General features: G+C 65.8%; 19 protein-coding genes and 1 pseudogene. 3 read left to right on the forward strand and 17 right to left on the reverse strand.

The genetic code is table 11. The annotated features are described in order from the left end of the window. Positions 1-108: 108 nt before the first annotated feature. Positions 109-702, reverse strand: coding sequence for a YceD family protein (locus AKN83_RS20650; RefSeq protein ID WP_050400996.1), 594 nt, complete (start codon positions 700-702; stop codon positions 109-111). Then, positions 699-1,250 carry a ubiquinol-cytochrome C chaperone family protein gene (locus AKN83_RS20655; protein ID WP_050400930.1) on the reverse strand — a complete coding sequence of 184 codons (552 nt, stop codon included), beginning with the start codon at positions 1,248-1,250 and terminating at the stop codon, positions 699-701. Before AKN83_RS20655 ends, AKN83_RS20650 begins: the two co-directional genes overlap by 4 nt. A 136-nt stretch (positions 1,251-1,386) precedes the next feature. On the opposite strand from AKN83_RS20655, the gene AKN83_RS20660 reads away from it, so the two are divergent. Beyond that, positions 1,387-1,866, forward strand: a complete 480-nt coding sequence (locus AKN83_RS20660) for an outer membrane protein assembly factor BamE (RefSeq protein ID WP_050400997.1) — start codon at positions 1,387-1,389, stop codon at positions 1,864-1,866. A 156-nt stretch (positions 1,867-2,022) separates the two neighbouring features. Beyond that, the gene (locus tag AKN83_RS20665) at positions 2,023-3,030 is read left to right on the forward strand and encodes a Bug family tripartite tricarboxylate transporter substrate binding protein (RefSeq protein WP_050400931.1); all 1,008 of its coding nucleotides are present in this window, start codon (positions 2,023-2,025) and stop codon (positions 3,028-3,030) included. 20 nt (positions 3,031-3,050) lie between these two features. Here the strand turns inward: AKN83_RS20665 and AKN83_RS40620 are convergent, their stop codons facing one another. The 9 genes from AKN83_RS40620 to glyA form a co-directional block, all read right to left on the reverse strand. Beyond that, a complete protein-coding gene (locus AKN83_RS40620; protein ID WP_172803586.1) occupies positions 3,051-3,206 on the reverse strand; it encodes a hypothetical protein in 156 nt (51 codons plus the stop codon). 136 nt (positions 3,207-3,342) lie between these two features. Next, positions 3,343-5,463, reverse strand: coding sequence for a sodium-translocating pyrophosphatase (locus tag AKN83_RS20670; protein WP_050400932.1), 2,121 nt, complete (start codon positions 5,461-5,463; stop codon positions 3,343-3,345). Positions 5,464-5,685: 222 nt separating this feature from the next. Continuing rightward, positions 5,686-6,687, reverse strand: a complete 1,002-nt coding sequence (gene thiL / locus AKN83_RS20675; RefSeq protein WP_050400933.1) for a thiamine-phosphate kinase — start codon at positions 6,685-6,687, stop codon at positions 5,686-5,688. A 138-nt stretch (positions 6,688-6,825) separates the two neighbouring features. Next, complete coding sequence (nusB, locus tag AKN83_RS20680; RefSeq protein ID WP_050400934.1) at positions 6,826-7,320, reverse strand: transcription antitermination factor NusB; 495 nt, start codon at positions 7,318-7,320, stop codon at positions 6,826-6,828. A 2-nt stretch (positions 7,321-7,322) separates the two neighbouring features. Then, complete coding sequence (gene ribH, locus AKN83_RS20685; RefSeq protein WP_050400935.1) at positions 7,323-7,814, reverse strand: 6,7-dimethyl-8-ribityllumazine synthase; 492 nt, start codon at positions 7,812-7,814, stop codon at positions 7,323-7,325. Between the two features lie 213 nt (positions 7,815-8,027). Beyond that, the gene (locus tag AKN83_RS20690) at positions 8,028-8,636 is read right to left on the reverse strand and encodes a riboflavin synthase (protein ID WP_050400936.1); all 609 of its coding nucleotides are present in this window, start codon (positions 8,634-8,636) and stop codon (positions 8,028-8,030) included. Further along, a complete protein-coding gene (ribD, locus tag AKN83_RS20695) occupies positions 8,636-9,808 on the reverse strand; it encodes a bifunctional diaminohydroxyphosphoribosylaminopyrimidine deaminase/5-amino-6-(5-phosphoribosylamino)uracil reductase RibD (protein WP_050400937.1) in 1,173 nt (390 codons plus the stop codon). The genes AKN83_RS20690 and ribD overlap by 1 nt, the downstream gene beginning before the upstream one ends. Continuing rightward, positions 9,805-10,287 carry a transcriptional regulator NrdR gene (gene nrdR, locus AKN83_RS20700; protein WP_050400938.1) on the reverse strand — a complete coding sequence of 161 codons (483 nt, stop codon included), beginning with the start codon at positions 10,285-10,287 and terminating at the stop codon, positions 9,805-9,807. Before nrdR ends, ribD begins: the two co-directional genes overlap by 4 nt. A 21-nt stretch (positions 10,288-10,308) precedes the next feature. Then, positions 10,309-11,610, reverse strand: coding sequence for a serine hydroxymethyltransferase (gene glyA, locus AKN83_RS20705; RefSeq protein ID WP_050400939.1), 1,302 nt, complete (start codon positions 11,608-11,610; stop codon positions 10,309-10,311). Positions 11,611-12,237: 627 nt separating this feature from the next. Here glyA and AKN83_RS20710 point away from each other — a divergent pair. Further along, on the forward strand, positions 12,238-14,517 hold the full coding sequence (locus AKN83_RS20710; protein ID WP_050400940.1) for a TonB-dependent siderophore receptor: 2,280 nt from the start codon (positions 12,238-12,240) through the stop codon (positions 14,515-14,517). A 228-nt stretch (positions 14,518-14,745) separates the two neighbouring features. Here AKN83_RS20710 and AKN83_RS20715 read toward each other — a convergent pair. The 6 genes and pseudogenes from AKN83_RS20715 to AKN83_RS20740 all read right to left on the reverse strand — a co-directional run bounded on the left by AKN83_RS20715 (position 14,746) and on the right by AKN83_RS20740 (position 20,912). Continuing rightward, positions 14,746-16,958: pseudogene (locus tag AKN83_RS20715) on the reverse strand (TonB-dependent receptor family protein). 53 nt (positions 16,959-17,011) lie between these two features. Further along, positions 17,012-17,395, reverse strand: coding sequence for a DUF2946 domain-containing protein (locus AKN83_RS20720; protein ID WP_063695444.1), 384 nt, complete (start codon positions 17,393-17,395; stop codon positions 17,012-17,014). Positions 17,396-17,526: 131 nt separating this feature from the next. Next, positions 17,527-17,808 (reverse strand): hypothetical protein, encoded by a 282-nt coding sequence (locus AKN83_RS20725; RefSeq protein WP_050400942.1) that lies wholly within the window; start codon positions 17,806-17,808, stop codon positions 17,527-17,529. A gap of 139 nt (positions 17,809-17,947) precedes the next feature. Continuing rightward, the gene (locus AKN83_RS20730) at positions 17,948-19,447 is read right to left on the reverse strand and encodes a tripartite tricarboxylate transporter permease (protein ID WP_050400943.1); all 1,500 of its coding nucleotides are present in this window, start codon (positions 19,445-19,447) and stop codon (positions 17,948-17,950) included. Next, positions 19,447-19,947 carry a tripartite tricarboxylate transporter TctB family protein gene (locus AKN83_RS20735; RefSeq protein WP_050400944.1) on the reverse strand — a complete coding sequence of 167 codons (501 nt, stop codon included), beginning with the start codon at positions 19,945-19,947 and terminating at the stop codon, positions 19,447-19,449. The genes AKN83_RS20730 and AKN83_RS20735 overlap by 1 nt, the downstream gene beginning before the upstream one ends. After that, positions 19,944-20,912 (reverse strand): Bug family tripartite tricarboxylate transporter substrate binding protein, encoded by a 969-nt coding sequence (locus AKN83_RS20740; RefSeq protein ID WP_050400945.1) that lies wholly within the window; start codon positions 20,910-20,912, stop codon positions 19,944-19,946. Before AKN83_RS20740 ends, AKN83_RS20735 begins: the two co-directional genes overlap by 4 nt. Between the last annotated feature and the right edge of the window lie 35 nt (positions 20,913-20,947).

Raw genomic sequence — 20,947 nt, forward strand, 5'->3', positions numbered from 1 at the left:
AATACATGATATTTCAAACTATTATGAAACATACTTGAAGTAATCGGAAATACCCCTCGCGCAGGCCTGCAGGCAAGTCATCCCCTCAAATGTTGGCGCTGGCTGCCCTCAACTCCCCTTTGGCTTCTTGCCGTCGGCCTTGTCCTTCAGCGCCTTCAGCGCGGCGAAGGGATGATTTTCCGGATCAGGCGCTTCAACCTCTTGTTCAAAGACCGCGTCCGGCTTGCGCGGATAGGGATCGATGCCGAGAAACAGCGCATCGGTGGCAAGCCGGCCGATGTCGATGAAGCCGCCTGCGATCGGCTCCGGCGGGTCCGGGGTCTCCTCGTCGCTTTCCTCGGCGTCGTCGACGAGGTCGGCCATCTCCGGGATCTGCTCGGGCGGCGCGAATACCACGTCGATCGGCTCGACGATCTCGTTCTCGATCGGATCGAGCGTTACCACGCAGGTCTGCCCGATCCGCGCCCGAACCCGGCCGGTGACGTGGTAGCTGCCGTCGCTCTTGGGCTGCAGGTCGAACTCGGCCTGCGCGGAGATGACTTCGCGCAATTCCGCGACCTCGGCCATCGCCTTGCGGGTCGCCTCGTCGGCGGTGATCTCGCGACGCAGGCCGGTCTCGGGAATCTGCGCCACATTGACCAGAACCCGCCAGGGATCGCGGTCGCGCGTTGCATCGGTGCGCCCGGTGGTGCTGCCGCTCATGCCGTGGTCCTCGCAGCCTGCGGTGCCGGGAAGCGCCATGCGCCCTCGGTCAGCGTCGCGAGATCGGCGCATGCCAGCTGCGTCATCGCCTCCCTTGCGTAGGCTGCGAGCTCGCGGGCCTTGTCGATGTTCTGGCCGTTGAGGATGTTCTTGCAGAACGAGGCGGCCAGCGCCTCGTCGCCGTCGGCCAGCGCCAGGTCATAGGCCGCGGTGCGGCCGTAGAAGGCCTCGCCGAACGCCTGCATGCGCTTGGGCACCGTCAGGTCGCCGACGCCCATTTCCCTGAGATTGTCATCCATGTCGATACAGAAATGATCGAACAGGGCCTGCGAGAGCTCCACGCCCCCTTCTGCGGATTTCAATCGCCGCAGCACCAGCCACAGATGCATCAGAAGCAGGTCAAAACGGCCATTAACCGTGTCCGGAACGCCCAAGTCACGGTAAAATAACGGTTCTCGCGCCTGCGTCACGATCATGCCATAGATGGTCTCAATGGTGCTGCGCGCGGGCACCCGGGGTCTTCTGAAGTGATTGAACGGCCAAAGCATAGTGGGTTCCGGCTGCCGGTCCCCGAGGGACGCCTGTTGACGGGGCGCCCGCAGGGCGCCGGCATGATTGCAATCCATTGAGCTGCCCGGTACGTCAATGCCCCGGCCGATGCAAGAGGACGGATCAGATCCGCCGATGAACCACACGCTTTCCCGACAGTCTCGCGCGGCTTCCGCGCGCGGGTTCCTCACGCGCTTCCGCGCCATCGCGGTCGTTGGTCTGTTCTGCGCCGCCGCGCTCGGCGGCTGCGCCGGCGAGCAATTCCAGAAGGGCTACATCCTGCCCGACGGAGCGCTCGAGCAGATTCCGATCGGCGCGAGCCAGGATCAGGTGCTGATCGTGCTCGGCACGCCCTCCACGGTCGCAACGCTCGACGGCGAGGTGTTCTACTACATCTCGCAGCGGACCTCGCGCCCGGTCGCCTTCATGAACCAGCGCGTGGTCGACCAGCGCGTCATCGCGGTCTATTTCGACAAGAACCGTCAGGTGCGCCGGCTCGCCAATTACGGCCTGAAGGACGGCAAGATCTTCGACTTCGTCAGCCGCACCACGCCGACATCGGGCCAGGAAATGTCCTACCTGACACCGCTCTTCAAGCTGCTGAGCTTCAACTAGAGCGTTTTCGTGCGAAGTGGACTTCGGTTCGCGTGAAGAAAACGCGTCAAACCAGAGTCCAGGGCTTAGGCACTGCGCCAGTTTGTCGCTTGCCCCCCGGGCAAGCGCTCCCCTACGCTTGCTCGCAAACAAGAAGCCTGAGCAGGGGGTAAGCGCGTGAGAGCGAACAGATTTTCCCGTCGTACGGTATTGTCGGGCACGGCCGCATTGGCAGCCGCGTCGATCCTGCCGCGTGCCAGCCTCGGTGCCGGCGACTGGCGGCCGACCGAGACGGTTCGGATCATCGTGCCGGCCGCAGCAGGCGGCTCGACCGACGTGATGGGCCGGCTGCTGGCGGCGCATCTGCAGCCGCTCTGGGGCCAGTCGGTGGTGGTGGAGAATCGCTCCGGCGCCGGCGGCACCATCGGCGCCGCGGAGGTCGCGCGCAGCAAGGGCGACGGCCACACCATCCTGATCGGCAATCCCGGCCCCAACGCGATCGCGTTCAGCATCTTCCGGAACCTGACCTACAAGGCCGACCAGCTGCAGGCGGTCTCCAACATGATCCGGATCCCGAACATCGTCTCGGCGCATCCATCGACCGGCATCAAGTCGATCCCCGAGCTGATCGCCTATCTGAAGAAGAATCCCGACAAGCTCACCTACGGCTCGTCCGGCACCGGGCAGAGCCCTCACCTCACCGGCGCCTGGTTCCTGCAACTGACCGGGCTGAAGATGACGCATGTGCCGTTCCGCGGCGCCGGCCCCGCGCTGCAGGCCGGGCTCGCCGGCGACATCCAGATCCTGTTCGACAATCTCTATCCGTCGCTGCCGCAGGTGCTGGACGGCAAGCTCAACGGGCTCTGCGTCACCACGCCCGAACGCAGCGAGTCCGCACCCAACCTGCCTGCAATGCGCGAGGGCGCGCCGGAGCTCGCCAAATTCGACGTCGCGTCCTGGTTTGGCGTGTTCCTGCCGAAGACCGCACCTGCCCCGGTGCTCGACGAACTGAACCGCCAGGTCAAGGCGATGCTCGAGCGCGACGACGTCAAGAAGAACATCGCGGGCATGGGCGCGCGCGCCGACTACGGCACGCCGCAACAATTTTCGGATTTTGTCGACGCCGAGACGAAGAAGTTTGCCGCCATCATCGAGAAGGAAGGCTTGCAGATGGAGGTCAAGTGACAGCCGCGGTCACAGTCTTCCTACGATGACTTGTTGATCTTCTTGATCTTGGCATCGGTCGCTTCCATCGACATCGCCAGCTCCATGATCGCCTGCGACAGCAGCTCGATGGCCTCCTTCTGATCCTGCGACTTGGAGGCGCGGAGCGCAAAGTTTCGGGCGGATGAGAGCGACATCGATTGATCTCCGTTTGGTTGGCGCCTGGCTCGGCGGATAGCCGATCAATCCGGCAGTACACCGAACCAGGTCCATGCAAAACAAAAACCCCGCGGCTTGCGCCGCGGGGTTTTGCATTCAGTCTTGTCGCGGCGCTCAATGCGCCAGGATCGCCAGCAGCAGCAGCGCCACGATGTTGGTGATCTTGATCATCGGGTTGACCGCCGGGCCCGCCGTGTCCTTGTAGGGATCGCCGACGGTGTCGCCGGTCACCGCGGACTTGTGGGCGTCAGAGCCCTTGCCGCCGTAATGGCCGTCCTCGATGTACTTCTTGGCGTTGTCCCAGGCGCCGCCGCCCGAGGTCATCGAGATCGCGACGAACAGGCCGGTGACGATGACGCCGAGCAGCATGGCGCCGACCGCGGAGAACGCCGCCGATTTGCCGGCCGCGCCGCCGCCCGCGATCGCGTAGATCACGAAATAGACGACGATCGGCGACAGCACCGGCAGCAGCGAGGGGATGATCATCTCCTTGATCGCGGCCCGGGTCAAAAGGTCGACCGCCTTGCCGTAGTCCGGCTTGTCGGTGCCCTGCATGATGCCGGGCTTCTCGCGGAACTGACGGCGCACTTCCTCGACGATCGCACCGGCCGCACGTCCGACCGCGGTCATGCCCATCGCACCGAACAAATACGGCAGCAGGCCGCCGAACAGCAGGCCCACCACCACATAGGGGTTGTTGAGCGAGAAGTCCGGGTTGACGCCCTTGAAGTAGGCGTGGGCGTTGGCGTCGCTGATGAAGAACTTGAGGTCCTGGTTGTAGGCCGCAAACAGCACCAGCGCGCCGAGACCGGCGGAGCCGATCGCGTAGCCCTTGGTCACCGCCTTGGTGGTGTTGCCGACCGCATCGAGCGCGTCGGTCGACTTGCGCACTTCCTTGGGCAGCCCCGCCATTTCGGCGATGCCGCCGGCGTTGTCGGTGACCGGGCCGAAGGCGTCGAGCGCAACGATCATGCCGGCCAGCGCCAGCATGGTGGCGGTCGCGATCGCGATGCCGAACAGGCCGGCCAGGCTGTAGGTGACGAGGATGCCGGCGATGATGACGATCGCGGGCAGCGCGGTCGCCTCCATCGAGACCGCGAGGCCCTGGATCACGTTGGTGCCGTGACCGGTGACCGAGGCCGCCGCGATCGACTTCACCGGGCGATAGTCGGTGCCGGTGTAGTATTCGGTGATCCAGATGATCAGGCCGGTGACGGCAAGACCGACCACGCCGCACCAGAACAGCGACATGCCGGTGTAGTCGACGCCGTCCAGCTTGCCGAAGCCGATCAGCCAGTTGATGACGGCCGCGACACCGATCAGCGACAGGATGCCGGTGGCGATCAGGCCCTTGTAAAGGGCGCCCATGATCGACTGGCTGGCGCCGAGCTTGACGAAGAAGGTGCCGATGATCGAGGTGATGATGCAGATGCCGCCGATCGCGAGCGGCAGCGTCATCATGTTCAGCAGGATCGGAGTCTTGGCGAAGAAGATCGCCGCGAGCACCATGGTGGCGACCGCGGTCACCGCATAGGTCTCGAACAGGTCCGCCGCCATGCCGGCGCAGTCGCCGACATTGTCGCCGACATTGTCGGCGATGGTAGCAGGGTTGCGCGGATCGTCCTCGGGGATGCCGGCCTCGACCTTGCCGACGAGGTCGCCGCCGACGTCTGCACCCTTGGTGAAGATGCCGCCGCCGAGACGGGCGAAGATCGAGATCAGCGAGGCGCCGAAGCCGAGCGCCACCATGGCGTCGACCACGGTGCGGCTCCCCGCCTCCAGACCCATGAACTTGACCAGCACCATGAAGTAGATGGTGACGCCGAGCAGCGCGAGACCGGCAACCAGCAGGCCGGTGATCGCGCCCGCCTTGAAGGCGAGTTCGAGGCCGCCGGCGAGCGAGGTGGTCGCCGCCTGCGCGGTGCGCACGTTGGCGCGCACCGAGACGTTCATGCCAATGAAGCCGGCCGCGCCCGACAGGATGGCGCCGATCGCAAAGCCAATCGCCACCGGAAGGCCAAGGAAGTAGGCCAGCACCACAAAGATCACGATACCGACCATGCCGATCGTCGTGTACTGCCGCCGCAGATAGGCTTGTGCGCCCTCGCGCACCGCGCCTGCGATTTCCTGCATGCGGGCATTGCCCGCATCCGCGTTCAGGACCGACTGGGTCGCCCAGATCGCGTAGACGATGGAAAGCGCCCCGCAGAGCACTATCAACCACAAAGCTGTCATTGAATGTTGCCTCAGATCCTTGATGTAACCCCCGCGCCTTCTTGTGCCGCTAGGGGGCGGCAGGCGCTTATTTTGCGAGGACAACCCTCCCCAAAAACGGATTGCCTCAAATCGGGCGCGACCTTGCCAAAATCGTTACCGCTGCGCAACGCCACCTGTGGCCGAAAGCGCCGATATTGGCAGCTATTTAGAGGGAAAATCGGCGCGTTTCGGTCGGACGTTCTAGAAATGGCTGTAGGACAGGCGCTTCAGCGCCAGTTCCCTGCCCTGTCCGTCGAGAAAGCTCGGCGGCGACAAGCCTGCAATGAAGCCACCGATCGCAGTCACGGCGACCTTGGCCCGCCGTGCCTCCCGCACAAAGGCGTCTGCGCGATCGCCCGGGACCGCGCACAACAGTTCGTAATCATCGCCGCCGGCAATCAGGGTCTCGACCCCGATCGCCTTGCGCGCGACCAGCCCTGCGGCTGCGGGCGATAACGGGATGCTCGGCACGTTGATCACGGCTGTCACACCGCTGGCTGCACAAAGCTTGGCCAGGTCGCCGGCGAGACCGTCGGACACGTCCATCGCCGCGCCGGCGTGGCTGCGGACCGCGTTGGCAAGTGCGTTGCGCGGCTGCGGAACGCGGTAGCGAGCGGCAAGAAAATCGCGGCCGGCGGGATCGTCCGCAAGTGCCGCCTCAACCGGACCGCCCCGCAGCACATCGAGGCCGAGCGCGGCATCGCCGATCGTGCCGGTCACGAACACGCGGTCGCCGGCCCTTGCGCCTGCGCGGTGCACCATCTTGCCCTGAGGCAGCCGCCCGAACGCGGTGATCGAGATCATCAGCGGACCCGGCGTCGAGACCGTGTCGCCGCCGAGCAGCGGGCAGCCGAAATGGGCAGCGTCCTCGCCGAGCGCTCGGGCAAACGGCTTGAGCCAGGCCTCCTCGGCGCCGCGCAGCGCCAGCGTCAGCACGAAACCGGCCGGCATGGCCCCCTTGGCAGCGATGTCGGACAAGTTCACCCGCAGCGCCTTGCGCGCCAGCGTGTCGGGCGGATCGTCGGGAAGGAAGTGCACGCCCTCGACGATCGCGTCCGTGGTGACCACGATATCCTCGCCGGCCGCGCGCAGCGCCGCGGCGTCGTCGTCGAGCCCGAACGCACCCGGATCGCTCGCCAGCGGCTTGAAATAGCGCGCGATCAGGGAGTCTTCGCCGGAGGGATTGCCGTGACGCTCCGTCATGTCGCGCGCTTTCCCCTCAGCTGTCATCGCCCGGCTTGGCCGGGCGATCCAGGACGCCGCGGCAGCTGTTGTTGCCAATAACCGCCGCGGCGTACTGGATCACCCGCATGCGCGGGTGATGACGGCAGAATACGTGGTTCAGTTCCGCACAAATTCGTCGCCGCGGAACTGGCGTGCGATCTGGTCGAGCACGGCGTTGACCATGCCGGTCTCGTCCTTCTCGACGAAGGCGTGCGCGACGTCGACATATTCGGAAACCACCACGCGGCCCGGCACGTCCCGGCGGTGCTCGAGCTCGTAGGACCCTGCCCGCAGCACCGCGCGCAGGATCGCATCGATCCGCTTCAGCGGCCAGCCCTTCGACAGCGCCTCGTCGATCAAGGGATCGAGCTTGGCCTGGTCGCGCACCACGCCGGAGACGACGTCGCGGAAGAAGGCCGCTTCCGCCGGCAGGTATTTCTCGCCTTCGACCTCGTTGCCGAGCCAGTGGCTCTCGAACTCGGCGAAGATGTCGTTGATGCCCGCGCCGCCGATGTCCATCTGGTACAGCGCCTGCACGGCAGCGAGGCGTGCTGCGCCGCGCCGGTTGGCTTTCCTGTCGGGGGCTTTCGCGGGCTTCTTGTTGTCAGCCATGGTCAGGCCTTTGCCAGGCGGCGTTTGATCCGCAGCATCGCGATCGCCGCGCGCGCCGCGTCGCCGCCCTTGTTGAGCTCGCTGGCGCGCGCCCGCGCCCAGGCCTGCGCCTCGGTGTTGACGGTGAGGATGCCGTTGCCGAGCGGGAATTTCCGGCTTACGGCCAGATCCATCAATCCGCGCGAGGATTCCTGCGAGACGATCTCGAAATGGATGGTGTCGCCGCGCACCACGCAGCCGAGCGCGATCGCCGCGTCATAGGGCTTGCCGTTCGCCGCTGCGGCATCGATCGCAATCGCAATCGCGGCCGGAATCTCCAGCGCGCCCGGCACCGTGATCACGTCATGGCTGGCGCCGGCCGCCTTGATCTCGGCGAGCGCGCCTTCCAGCAGCGCATCCTGGATGTCGTCATAAAACCTGGCCTCGACGATCAGCACGCGTGCGCCTGTGATGTCGGTCTGGTCCTTCAGGGGTGCGCGCCGCGCGTCAGCCATTGCAATACCAATCGGAACTTGGGGAGGAGTTGTGCTGCGTTTTAGGCGCAGCAGGCGCTAAAGCCAAGGGCCATACTGGCCCGGATGTCACCACGATCGGCCTGATTTTTCGGGTCGGCTTCGCCCGTAATGCATGGGCCATGCGGCCCAAGGCCGCCCGCGGTGAACAGGCAGATAAGGACGTCTGCCTCGGCCGCAATGCCGAGGCCGAAGCTATTTCATCTCCGACAGCCGTGCTGCGTAGCGGGCCATCAGGTCGACCTCGATATTGACCTCGCTGCCGGCCTTCCAGCCGCTCAGGGTGGTGACGGACAGCGTATGCGGGATGATCAGCACCGAAAAGGTGACATCGTCGACCGTATTCACGGTCAGCGACACGCCGTCCAGCGTGATCGATCCCTTCGCCGCGATGAAACGCGCCAGCTCGCGGGTGGTTTTGAGCTCGAAGCGCGCCATGTCGGGCAGATCGTCGCGCTTGACGATGGTCGCGATCCCATCGGCATGGCCGGCCACGATGTGGCCGCCGAGCTCGTCGCCGATCTTGAGCGCGCGCTCGAGGTTGAGCCGGCCGCCCTGCGCCCAGTGCCTGGCGGTGGTCATGCCGAGCGTCTCGGCCGCGGCATCGACGTCGAACCAGGTCTTGCCGTCAGCGGTGCCGGAGGCGACCACGGTGAGGCAAACACCGTTGCAGGCGATCGAGGCGCCGTCGGCGATCGTGGTCTGGTCGTAGTCGCAGGCAATCCGCATCCGGTGCAGCTGCCCCTGCGCCACGGGCTTCAGGCTTACGATCTCGCCAATATCGGTGACAATTCCGGTAAACATTACGCACGCTCGTAGATTGTGAGACTGTCGTTATCGAGGATTTCGCTAGCACGAAGGCGGAAGGCCGGCGACTGCGTGATTGCGGCGAGCGGCATTGCGTCCAGCGCGGGAACGCCGTCGGCACCGATCGCATCTGGTCCGCGCAACAGCCAGATCTCATCGACGAGGCCGGCCGCCACGAAAGAATTTGCCACGCGCGAACCGCCTTCGACCAATAGCCGCGTGATCCCCTTCTCCGCCAGCACATGCAACACGGCCGGCAGATCGAGCCCGGGCTGCGGGCTGGACGCAACGCGGATCACCTCTGCGCCGGCGGCACCAAGCTTCATCGCGGCCGGCGCCTCGGCGAGATCTGATGTCACCACCCAGAGCGGCGTCTCGCGCGCGGAATGCACGAGGCGGCTGTCGCCCGGGACCCGCAGCGCGCGATCGAGCACCACCCGCACCGGCGAACGATCAGCCATGCCGGGCAACCGGCAGGTCAGCATTGGATCGTCGGCCCTGACCGTGCCGATCCCGACCAGGATCGCATCGCTCTGCGCGCGCAACAGATGCACACGAGTTCGCGCGGCCTCGCCGGTGATTGCAACGGGCTTATGATTGGCGGCTGCGATCTTGTCGTCGGCGGACACCGCGAGCTTGAGGATCACATGCGGACGCTTGTCCGTGATGCGGCGGAAGTGTCCGGCATGGTCGCGCGCGGCCTCCGCCGCACACAGCCCGACCTCGACCGCGATCCCGGCAGCGCGCAGCTTGGCGTGCCCCTTCCCTCCGACCTCCGGATTGGGATCCTCGATCGCCGAGACCACGCGGGCAAGGCCGGCCGCGACCACGGCATCCGCGCAAGGCGGCGAGCGGCCGAAATGCGAGCAGGGTTCGAGCGTGACGTAGAGCGTCGCGCCCCGCGCCGCGCTACCCGCCCGCCGCAGCGCCTCGACCTCGGCATGCGGGCGGCCGCCTGCTTGCGTCCAGCCGCGGCCGACGATGACACCGTCATTGACGATGACGGCGCCGACCGCCGGATTGGGCCAGGTGCGCCCGAGCCCGCGGCGACCGAGCGCAAGCGCAAGCTGCATGAAGCGCAGATCGGCGGCCTTTGCCGCTTCCTTGGCAGCTTCCTTGGCCTCTTTGGCTTTCTGCCCGAGCTGCTCTTCCAGAATACGGAAGATCATTTTCGCAACGTCGCGATCCGCGGGTCCTCTTCGCCGGTCAGCTCGTCGAGCACGGCCTCGAAGTCCTTGGCCTCGCGGAAATTACGATAGACCGAGGCGAAGCGCACATAGGCGACGTCGTCGAGCTGGCGCAGATGCTCCATCACGATCTCGCCGATCGCCTCCGAGGAGACCTCCGCCTCGCCGCCGCTTTCGAGCTCGCGGACGATGGTGGACACCATCTTCTCCACCCGCTCCGACTCCACCGGACGCTTGCGCAAGCTGATTTGCAGCGAGCGCACCAGCTTGTCGCGATCGAACGGCACACGTCGCCCGTTACGCTTGATCACGGTGAGCTCACGCAGCTGCACCCGCTCGAAGGTCGTGAAGCGGAAGTTGCAGGCCATGCAGACGCGCCGCCTGCGGATGACGGCGGAGTCCTCGGTCGGACGCGAGTCCTTGACCTGCGTATCGAGAGAATTGCAGCTCGGACAACGCATCCGACGGGACCTCTAGGACCTTTACTGATAGATCGGGAAGCGATCGGTCAGCGCCTTGACGCGCTCCTTGATCGCGGCCTCGACCAGCGGCGCCTTGCCGTCCGGCGACTGCGCCAGCGCATTCAAGACTTCCGCGATCATGCCACCGACCTGCTTGAACTCGGCGACGCCGAAGCCGCGCGTGGTCGCAGCCGGTGTGCCGAGACGCAGGCCCGAGGTGACGAACGGCTTCTCGGGATCGAACGGGATGCCGTTCTTGTTGCAGGTGATCGCAGCGCGCACCAGCGCCTTCTCCGAGATGTTGCCCTTCAGACCCTTCGGCCGGAGGTCGACCAGCATCAGATGGTTGTCGGTGCCGCCGGACACGATATCGAGGCCGTGGCCGCGCAGCGTCTCCGCCAGCGCCTTGGCGTTCTCGACCACGTTCTTGGCGTAGACCTTGAAGTCCGGCCGCAGCGCTTCGGCGAACGCGACTGCCTTGGCCGCGATAACGTGCATCAGCGGACCGCCCTGCAGGCCGGGGAAGATCGCCGAGTTCAGCTTCTTGGCGAGCGTCTCGTCGTTGGTCAGGATCAGGCCGCCGCGCGGACCGCGCAGCGACTTGTGCGTCGTGGTGGTGGTGACGTGGGCGTGCGGCACCGGCGAGGCGTGCACGCCGCCGGCGACGAGGCCGGCGAAATGCGCCATGTCGACCAGCAGATACGCGCCGACGGAGTCCGCGATCTCGCGGAAGCGCTTGAAGTCCCAGGCGCGCGAATAGGCCGAACCGCCGGCGATGATCAGCTTCGGCTTGACCTGCTCGGCCTGCCTCGCGACCTCATCCATGTCGATGATCTGGTCCTCGCGGCGCACGGTGTAGTGCGCGGCCTTGAACCACTTGCCGGACATGTTGACCGGCGAGCCGTGGGTGAGATGGCCACCGGCGGCGAGGTCGAGGCCCATGAAGGTGTCGCCGGGCTGCAGCAGCGCCAGGAACACCGCCTGGTTCATCTGGCTGCCGGAGTTCGGCTGGACGTTGGCGAAGCCTGCGCCGAACAGCTTCTTGGCGCGCTCGATCGCCAGGTTCTCGGCGACGTCGACCCACTCGCAACCGCCGTAGTAGCGCGCGCCCGGATAACCCTCCGCATATTTGTTGGTCATCACCGAGCCCTGCGCCTCCAGCACGGCGCGGCTGACGATGTTCTCGGAGGCGATCAGCTCGATCTCGTGGCGTTGCCGGCCGAGTTCGCCCTTGATCGCGGCGGCGATCTCGGGATCGGCCTCGGCAAGGGTCGCCGTGAAGAAGGAGTCGGGCGCGGAAGCGGTCTTGGAGGATGAGGTCATCGGCGAAATATCTCCACCGCCGCAAGCCTTTACACGGGATGCGGACGGTCACGAGTGGCGGTCGAAGCTGGTTTCAGAGGGTTATCACATCACCCCAAAATGGCCAAGCGGTTGCGGTCCCCGGCGGTCAATTATGCCAGATATGGTGGGGATGGCCGGGATTGCCAGCCGGCGGGACCGAGCCCGTCCGCGGGCCCGGTACCGGTCCCCCTAGACGGCATGGCCACGGCGGCCTGCGGAGCGAACGGACGCCCGCTTTCCCGAGCGGCCCCCCCATCGGGGCCGACGCCTCACGGCGCGGGCAGCGCCCTCTGGCTTCGCCAGTGCCGGTCCCTCAATCATGCTCTACTCAATGACGCGACGACCGACACTCTGGATCATCACGCGCGCGAACATGATACATCGAGTCACGAGATGATTTTGAATCATTCGATTTTTGAATCGTTCAACACTGGATCGATTCAAGCGTCTCACGCGATGCGTGCAATTGTGCGCCGTACTCCGTTGTCCCTCAGTCACACCTATCGGCTTTGCGTACAGCTTCGATAGCTTCTAACCGCGCGCGGGCCGTTCGCGAAAATCACCGTGATAACGACGCCGAAGAAAACTTCTCTTTGGGGGCGTTGAATGACGGACGGATGGATTCGGCCGCAGCGGTTTGCTGCTTCGGCCTTGGTGATGGTTTCGGTTGTTGCTGCGGACAACGCCGTTGCGCAAACGCAATTGCCCTCCGTGACAGTCGATGCGCCCTCGCACCGGCAAGCCGCGCGATCGCAGCAGCCATCGCAACGGACCACGCACGCACGCAGCGCCGCGCGCCGCGCAACAGCCGCGCCAGTGGGCGCGCAGCAACCGGCCGCACAGCAGGCCTCGGGCGCAGGCGGCGGACAGGAGCGCGCCAACGGCCCGGTTACCGGCTATCTGGCGCGGCAGAGTGCGAGCGGCACCAAGACCAGCACGCCGATCATCCAGACGCCGCAATCGGTGACGGTGATCAGCGCCGAGCAGATCCGCGACCAGAAGATCGTCAGCAAGTTCGACGAGGTGCTGCGCTATACGCCGGGCGTCATCGGCGGCACCTACGGCGCCGATTTCCGCAACGACTGGTTCATGATCCGCGGCTTCCCCGCGCAGAACGAGTCGCTGTTCCTCGACGGCCTGCAACTGTTCTACACCTCGTATGCGAGCTGGAAACTGCAGCCGTTCAATCTCGAGCGCGTCGAGGTGCTGCGCGGTCCGTCCGGCATCCTGTATGGCGGCTCGGCACCGGGCGGCCTCGTCAACGCGGTGAGCAAGCTGCCGCAGGCCGAGCCCATTCGCTACATCGAGACCGGCGTCAGCAATTTCGGCAATGCCTATACCCAGTTCGACATCGGCGGCGCGACGGCGCAGCCCGGCGGCGGCCAGCTGCAGTATCGCCTGGTCGGCCAGGCCCAGAGCGGCGGCACCCAGACCGACTATGTTTACGACAACAATTTCTTCTTCGCCCCGTCAGTGACCTGGCGGCCGGATGCCGACACCAGCCTCACCGTGTTCGGCCTCGCCTCGCACAGCAACACGCGCGCGCTGAACTTCCTGCCCTATGTCGGCACCGTCACCAACGCGCCGTTCGGCCGGATTCCGACCGGCCTGTTCGCCGGCGACCCTAGCGTCGACCAGTTCCGCCGCGACCAGGAGATGGTCGGCTACCAGTTCCAGAAGAGCGTGAGCGACAACGTCGACTTCCGCCAGAACGCGCGCATGGCGCATACCGACGTCTACTACGCCGGCCTCTACGGATTGGGCTACGCAACGACGCTGGCGGCCGGCGATATCACCCGCGGCAATTTCTACACCCGCGGCATCGCCACCCAGCTCAACCTCGACAATCAGGTCGAATACCGCTTCTCGACCGGCGCGCTGCAGCACACCGCGCTGGTCGGCGTCGACCTGAAATATTACGGCATCGACGACCGCCAGGGTTTCGGCATGGGCACGAATCTCAACGTGTTCAATCCGGTCTACGGCAACAATCTGCCGTATGGCGGCCCGCTGTATCAGAACGCCTATCTCACCCAGGGCATGGCCGGGCTCTATCTGCAGGACCAGGTCAAGCTCGATCGCCTGACGGTCGTGCTGTCGGGGCGCCAGGACTGGGTCGATCTCACCAACAACAACCGGATCGGCGCCGATCAGGGGCGCGACGACAGCAAGTTCTCCGGCCGGGTCGGCGCGATCTACAATTTCGACTTCGGCGTTGCGCCCTACGTCTCCTACATGACCGGCTACAATCCGGTCATCGGCACCAATGCCGCCGGCCAATTGCTGCTGCCGGAGACCTCCGAGCAGACCGAGGTCGGCGTCAAATACGAGCCGGTCGGGCTCAACGCGCGGTTCGGCGTCGCGTATTTCGATCTCAAGCGCAAGAACGCGCTGACGACGGATCCGAACAACACGCTGTTCCAGACCCAGAACGGCGAGGTCACCTCTCGCGGCGTCGAGCTCGAGGCGGTCGCGAACATCACGCGGGATTTCAAGCTGGTGGCGAGCTACACCAATTACGAGCTGTTCGTCAGCAAGGACCTCAATCCCGCCCTGATCGGCACCGTGCCGACCAACACGCCGCGGCAGCTCGCCTCGGTGTGGACCGACTATACGTTCCGCGACGGGCCGCTGAACGGCTTCGGTTTCGGCGGCGGCGTGCGCTATGTCGGCTCGTCCTTTGCCGATACCGCGAACACCGCGCGCGTCCCCGGGGTCGTGCTCGGCGACCTCGCCTTGCATTACGAGTGGGACAACAACTGGCGCGCGGCGCTCAATGTGGTGAACGTCACAGACAAGATCTACGTCGCGAGCTGCGCGACCATCAGTTCGTGTTACTACGGCGATCGCCGGCGCATCACGGCAAGCCTCGCCTACAAATGGTGAGCATGCCGCGAAACATTCTGTTCACAAAACGATGATCGAGGGGCGACGTTCAGCCACCTCTCTTTTTTGATCCTCGTCAGGGTGGTGTCAGCAAGCCGCGCTAGGTTTTCGCCGCGGCAACGCTTGCCGCGCCCAGACTGGCCCGCTCCGAATTGCGAGCCCCGGAGCGGGCCTTTTACATGCCGGGAGCATGTCAGGACTTCACGCGACCGCAAGTTCGCATCCCGCTCACCATCGATAGCGCAGCCCCGCATAGATTGCCCTGCCCGTTCCGGGCTCGAACAACGGTGATGCCGCATTGGCGCGGTCGATGATGCTGGCGCTCGCGATATAGGCCTTGTTGGCGATGTTGCGCGCCTCGATATAGCCGGACACCGGGCCGCCATTGTCGAAGCCTGCCTTGAGCCCCCAGATCGCGTAGGCCGACGTCATCAGCGTGTTGGCGCTGTCGACGAAATAGGCCTGCGGCACCCATTCCAGATTCGGGCCGACGTAGAGCCCGGTCGGATGCTTGTAGAGCAGCTCCGCCCGCACGAAGTGGCGCGGTGCCCCCGGCAACTGATTGTTGCCGAACACCGGATCGTTGTCGAAGCGGAAATCGTTCAGGGTGTAGGCGATGTTCAGCCAGACCTTGTCCGGCGCCTGGCCGCCGACGAAGAGGTCGCGGAAGATCGCCGCGCCCGCCCCGGCCTCGATCCCCTGATGGACCGTCTTGTTGGCGTTGGTGATGTTGCAATTGCCGAACGCGCTGTAGAGGCACAGCAGTTCGTTGTCGATTTCGGACCGAAGAGCGTGACCTCCCAGGCATAGTCCGGCCGCTTCATGCGGGTGCCGACCTCGTAGGTCGTCGCGGTCTGCGGCTTGATCGAAAAGAACGGAATGTTGGGCAAGGTCGGATTGAGGAAGTTCGGGCTGACGCTCTCGCCGAAGCTCGGCACTTCGGCGCTGCGCGAGACGTTGCCGAACACTTGCCAGCTCGGATCGACCTGCCAGAGCAGGCCGGTCTTGGGGCTCCACAGGCTGAAGCTGCTGCGGCCGTTGAGATCGCCATTGGTCGAGAAGTTGACGTGCTGGTCGCGCACCGCGAACAGATATTGCGTGCCGGCGATGAAGGCGACCTTGGGCAGGAAGTAGAACGAATTCTCCGCGAACGCCGAATAGTTCTCCGGGGTCTGCCACAACGACGACGTCTGCGCGCCTTTGAAGCCGCCGACATTGACGAATTGCTGGGCATCGATCGTGCCGTTGACGACGTTGACGCCGGCGACGAAGCGGTTGCGGAAGCCGCCGATGACGCGGTCGTCGGTGACTTTCGCAAAGCCGCCATAGTCCTGGTAGCGATAGTCCAGCCACTGGAAGATCGGATGCATCAGATGCCGGTCGACGCCGAACGCGCCGAATTCGAGCTTGACGTCGTCGACGCGGATGGTCGTCTTGTTGGCGACCCGCACAGTGTCGATGTTGCGCTGCCAGTCATTGGCGACATTGAGAGGTGCAGCCGTGGTCGGCGACGTCAGCGCCGTAGTCCGGTCGACGCTGCCGGGGATGCGCTGACGCACCTCGTTGGCATTCAGGTAGAACCGGGTCTCGACGTCGGGCGAGATCTGGTAGCCGACATTGGCGCTGAGCTTGTTGCTCGAGCCGAAACTGTGATCGCGGAAGCCGTCGGAGGCCTGCGTGGACGCGGTGACGAAGCCGTCCCACGGTCCGTTTGCGCCACCGGCATTGACCTGCAGCCGCCTCGTGTCGAACGCGCCGAAGTCGAACGAGGCGCCATTCGGGTTCGGATCGCGTCCGGTCGGCGTGACGAAATTGATTGCCCCGCCGAGCGAATTGGCGCCGAACTGCAGCGCGTTGCCGCCCTTGTAGACATCGACATATTTGTACGCGGTCGGGTCGATCTCCTGAAAATCACCGTAGCCGTCGGAGGTGTTGATCGGAATGCCGTCCATAGTGAGCTCGATGCCGCGCAGATGGAAATTGCGCGACAGGCCGGAGCCGCGGATCGACAGCCGCGTATCGTCGCCCCATTTCGGCTGCGCGAACACGCCGGGAACATAGTCGAGGATGTCCTTGATCGTGTTGGCCACAGTCGAGTTGCGGTAGGCCGCGGCCGGCACCAGCGCGACGCCGCCCGGGGTGTTGTTGATTTCCTTCAGCGCCTGTTGTGCCGACAGCACGGCGAGCGCGGCGCGGGCGCCGCCGCCCTCACCATTGGCCGCTTGCACGGGCGCGGCAGGAAGGCGCGCGGTCCGCGCCGGGGCGCTGCGCACGGCGCGCCGCTGCGGACGCACCGATGCGTCCCGCCGCGGCTGCGGTGCGTCGACCGTGACTGATGGGAGTGTCGATTGCGATGTGGACTGAGCGCTTGCAGGCGAGATGAATGCTGCGGCGGTGCCGGCGAGCGCACAGGCTCGCAGCCGCGCGATGGCGAATGACATGGCTGGACTCCGGATTTGAACTGACGAGCGGGATGCGCCGAAGCGGGGCGCGGTCAGGTCAGTGCCGGAGGTCCGCGGGACTGATGGTCGTAGGACCGGAAACGCGCAACGAACCGCGCCTCGAACGCACGGATCGTCGTGACCGCAACCGGCAGCCGTGCGCTGAATGCAAATGCCGGGGGCGGCAGCGCGCCGGTGACGTGATGACCGACGCACAGCGGACAGTGGATCGCGCCGCTTCGCCCGCTCTTGCCCGCATCGTCGTGCGCCGGATCGGCGTCAGTGCTGTTGATGCAGAGGATCTGGTCGGCCGCCCCGGCCACAGGCGATATGCCGGCGACGAGGAGGCTTGACAGGATGACGTTGAGGACAAGCGCGTAGGCTGCGACAAACGCCGCCGCGCTGCCCACACGCTGCCTGAAAACGAACCGCCTCATCTCATACCCCGCCTCACGCCTATCACAGCGCAAGAGCGAGTCAAAACGCATCGGCCGCCGATTCGACCGATCGCGCGGCGGTGTTGCGGGCGGGCCATGTGACGAACTGTCCTGCGGGCTACGAGCCGAGGTCAGAATGCACCCTTGAACTGCGCGACATAGTCGGGGCTGCCATAGACCCACATCGGCTCGTCGCATGGCTGCGGGCCTACATCGTTCATGCAGGCAGCACTCCAGGGTGGAGCCGCGATCTGGCGCCCGACGATCCGGTATCCCTGCGGTCCGCCGCCGATTGCAGGCCCCGTGCCGACATGCGCGCGGTCGCTGCCTTTGCCGGTTCGCGCATCGGCATTGTCCTGGGTCGCGAGAGATAGAGCCAGCATGAGCGCCGCCAGAAAGTCGATCGCCTTCATCGTTCAGCCGCCTTGATTGTGCCTCGCGCAAGCGAGGTGTGTGCGTTGTTGAAAGGAAGACCGGGATCGGAGCTTGGATATTTCCCGGTCACGCAAATGTTGGCGGCGCGGCCCGCTGGCAGCTCGATGGATTCAAGGCCTAATCTTCATTCGCCTTGAACCGCCCGAGTCCCCTCAGCACGAACGGCGCCAACAGCGCGATCAGCGCGATGCCGAGCAGCGTGGCCGACATCGGGCTTTGCAGCAGCACCATGGGATCGCCGAGGCTGATCGCCAGCGCGCGGCGCAGTTGGCTTTCGGCGATCGGCCCGAGGATCAACCCGATCACGACAGGCGCGATCGGAAAATCGAACCGCCGCATCAGGAAACCCATCACGCCGAACGCTGCCAGCATCGACAGTTCGACGACCGACGGCTTTGCCGCGATCGTGCCCATGGTCGCGAACACCAAAATGCCGGCATAGAGCCACGCTTGCGGGATCGCGAGCAGCCGCACCCACAAGCCCACCAGCGGCAGGTTGAGCACCAGCAGCATGCCGTTGGCAATGAACAGGCTCGCGATCAGGCCCCACACCAGATCGGGCCGTTCCGCGAACAGCAGCGGCCCGGGGTTGAGGCCGTATTGCTGGAAGCCCGCCAGCATCATCGCCGCGGTGGCCGAGGTCGGCAGCCCGAGCGTCAGCAGCGGCACTAGCGTGCCGGCGGCGGAGGCGTTGTTGGCGGCCTCCGGTCCGGCGACGCCTTCGATCGCGCCCTTGCCGAATTCCTTCGGATATTTGGTCAGGCGCCGCTCGGTTGAATAGGACAGGAAGGTCGGGATCTCGGCGCCGCCGGCCGGCAGCGCCCCGATCGGAAAGCCGAACAGCGTGCCGCGCAGCCACGGCTTCCACGAGCGTCGCCAGTCCTCCCGCGTCATCCACAGCGAGCCTCGCACCGGCTCGAGCTTCTCCTCGGCATGGTGGCGGCGCGAGGCGACATAGAGCGCCTCGCCCACCGCGAACAGGCCGACTGCAAGCGTCGTCACCTCGACGCCGTCGAGCAACTCCGGAATACCAAATGCAAGCCGCGCCTGGCCGGTGAGCTTGTCGATGCCGACCAGCCCGAGCGTGAGGCCGATGAACAGGCTGGTGAGGCCCCGGACCGGCGAGTCACCGAAGGTCGCAGACACCGTGACGAAGGCGACGCACATCAGCGCGAAGTAATCCTCCGGCCCGAACCGGACCGCGAAGTCGACCAGCCATGGCGCGAGGAACGCGAGGCCGATGGTGGCGATGGTGCCGGCCACGAACGAGCCGATCGCCGAGGTCGCCAGCGCCGGGCCGCCGCGGCCGGCCTTGGCCATCTTGTTGCCCTCGAGCGCGGTCGCCATCGACGCGCTTTCGCCCGGCGTGTTGATCAGGATCGCGGTGGTCGAGCCGCCGTACATGCCGCCATAGTAGATCCCGGCGAACATGATCAGCGAGCCGCCGGGATCGAGCTTGTAGGTCACCGGCAGCAGCAGCGCGACCGTCAGCGCCGGGCCGATGCCCGGCAGCACGCCGACCGCGGTGCCGAGGAACACGCCGATCAGGGCGTAGAGCAGGTTCATCGGCTGCATGGCGACCGCCATGCCGTGCGCCAGCGCGGCGAATGTCTCCATCACAGCAGTCGCTCCAGCGGGCCGGCGGGAAGGCTGAGCGTCAACAGCTTGTCGAACGCCAGGTAGATGAGGGTCGTGATCGCGAGCGCGATGACGGTGTCGGCCGCGACAGCGCGCCGGCCGAAGGCAGCCGACGTGGTGACGAACAGCGCCGAGGTGGCGAGGATGAAGCCGCCTCCGAAGCCGATGATGCCGATCAGCAGCGCAAGGCCGCCGATGATCAGCCACACCGGTTTCGGATCCATGCTCTCGCGCGGCGGCAGCCTGCCGCGCAGCGCGTCGATCAGATTGCCAGCCGCCAGGATGACGAGGCCGACCGCGATCACGATCGGCATCGCCTCCGGCCCCATCCCGTACATCGTGGTCGCCGGCAGCTTGCTCGCGTCCCACACCAGCACCGCGGCGAGGACAACGAGCGCGGCCGCAATGGCGAGACCCGCGCGATCGATCCGCCGCGGCGGCTCGCGCGGGAGATTGTCGGAAGCCGTGTCCGGCGTCATGACTTCACGAGGCCGACGGACTTCAACACCTCGGTGACGCGCGCGATCTCCTTGTTCAGGAAATCGGCGAACGCATCGCCGCCGAGATAGGCGTCATCCCAGCCCTTCTGCTTCAGGATGCCCTTCCAGGCGTCGGACTTCACCATCTTCTCGACGGCATCGCCAAGCGCCTTGCGCTGCTCCGGCGTGATGCCGGGCGGCGCCACCACCGAGCGCCAGTTGGCCAGCACGAGGTCAATCCCCTGCTCCTTGAAGGTCGGGATGTCGACACCGGGCAGCCGCTGCGCCGAGGTCACGCCGAGCGCGCGCAGCTTGCCGGCCTTGATCTGGCCTTCGTACTCGCTAAGGCCGGAAATGCCGGCCGTGACCTTGCCGCCGAGAATGGCGGCGAGCGACTCGCCACCGCCCGAGAACGGAATGTAGTTGATCTTCTTGGCGTCGGCGCCGACCGTGCCCGCGAACAGCGCCGCCATCACGTGGTCAACGCCGCCGGCCGAGCCGCCGGCAAAGGTCACCTTGGCGATATCGGCCTTCAGCGCAACGGCGAGGTCCTGCGCCGTCTTGATCGGCGAACTCGCCGGCACCACGATCACCTGGGTCTCCTCGGTCAGGCGCGCGATCGGCGTCACCTGATCCAGCGTCACCGGCGACTTGTTCATGGCGAGCGCACCCACCATGACGAAGCCGTTCACCATCATCTGGTTGCCGTCGCCCTTGGCGCCGTTGACGAACTGCGCGATGCCGACGCTGCCGCCGGCGCCGGGCACGTTGGTGACCTGGACGCTGCGCGCGACACCGGCGGCGACCAGCACCTGCTGCATCGAGCGCGCGGTCTGATCCCAGCCACCGCCAGGCGCTGCCGGCGCCATCAGCTTGAGCTCGAGCTGCTGCGCCGGCGCCGGCCCGCTCGCCCCAAGCAACAGCGCGACGACGGCGCCGAACAGGCGCATGTGGGACGAGATCATGGGGCTTCCTCCTGGATTTTCTGACGCGCCCCGCC

It is taken from the genome of Bradyrhizobium embrapense (genome assembly GCF_001189235.2).
Lineage (GTDB): Bacteria > Pseudomonadota > Alphaproteobacteria > Rhizobiales > Xanthobacteraceae > Bradyrhizobium > Bradyrhizobium embrapense.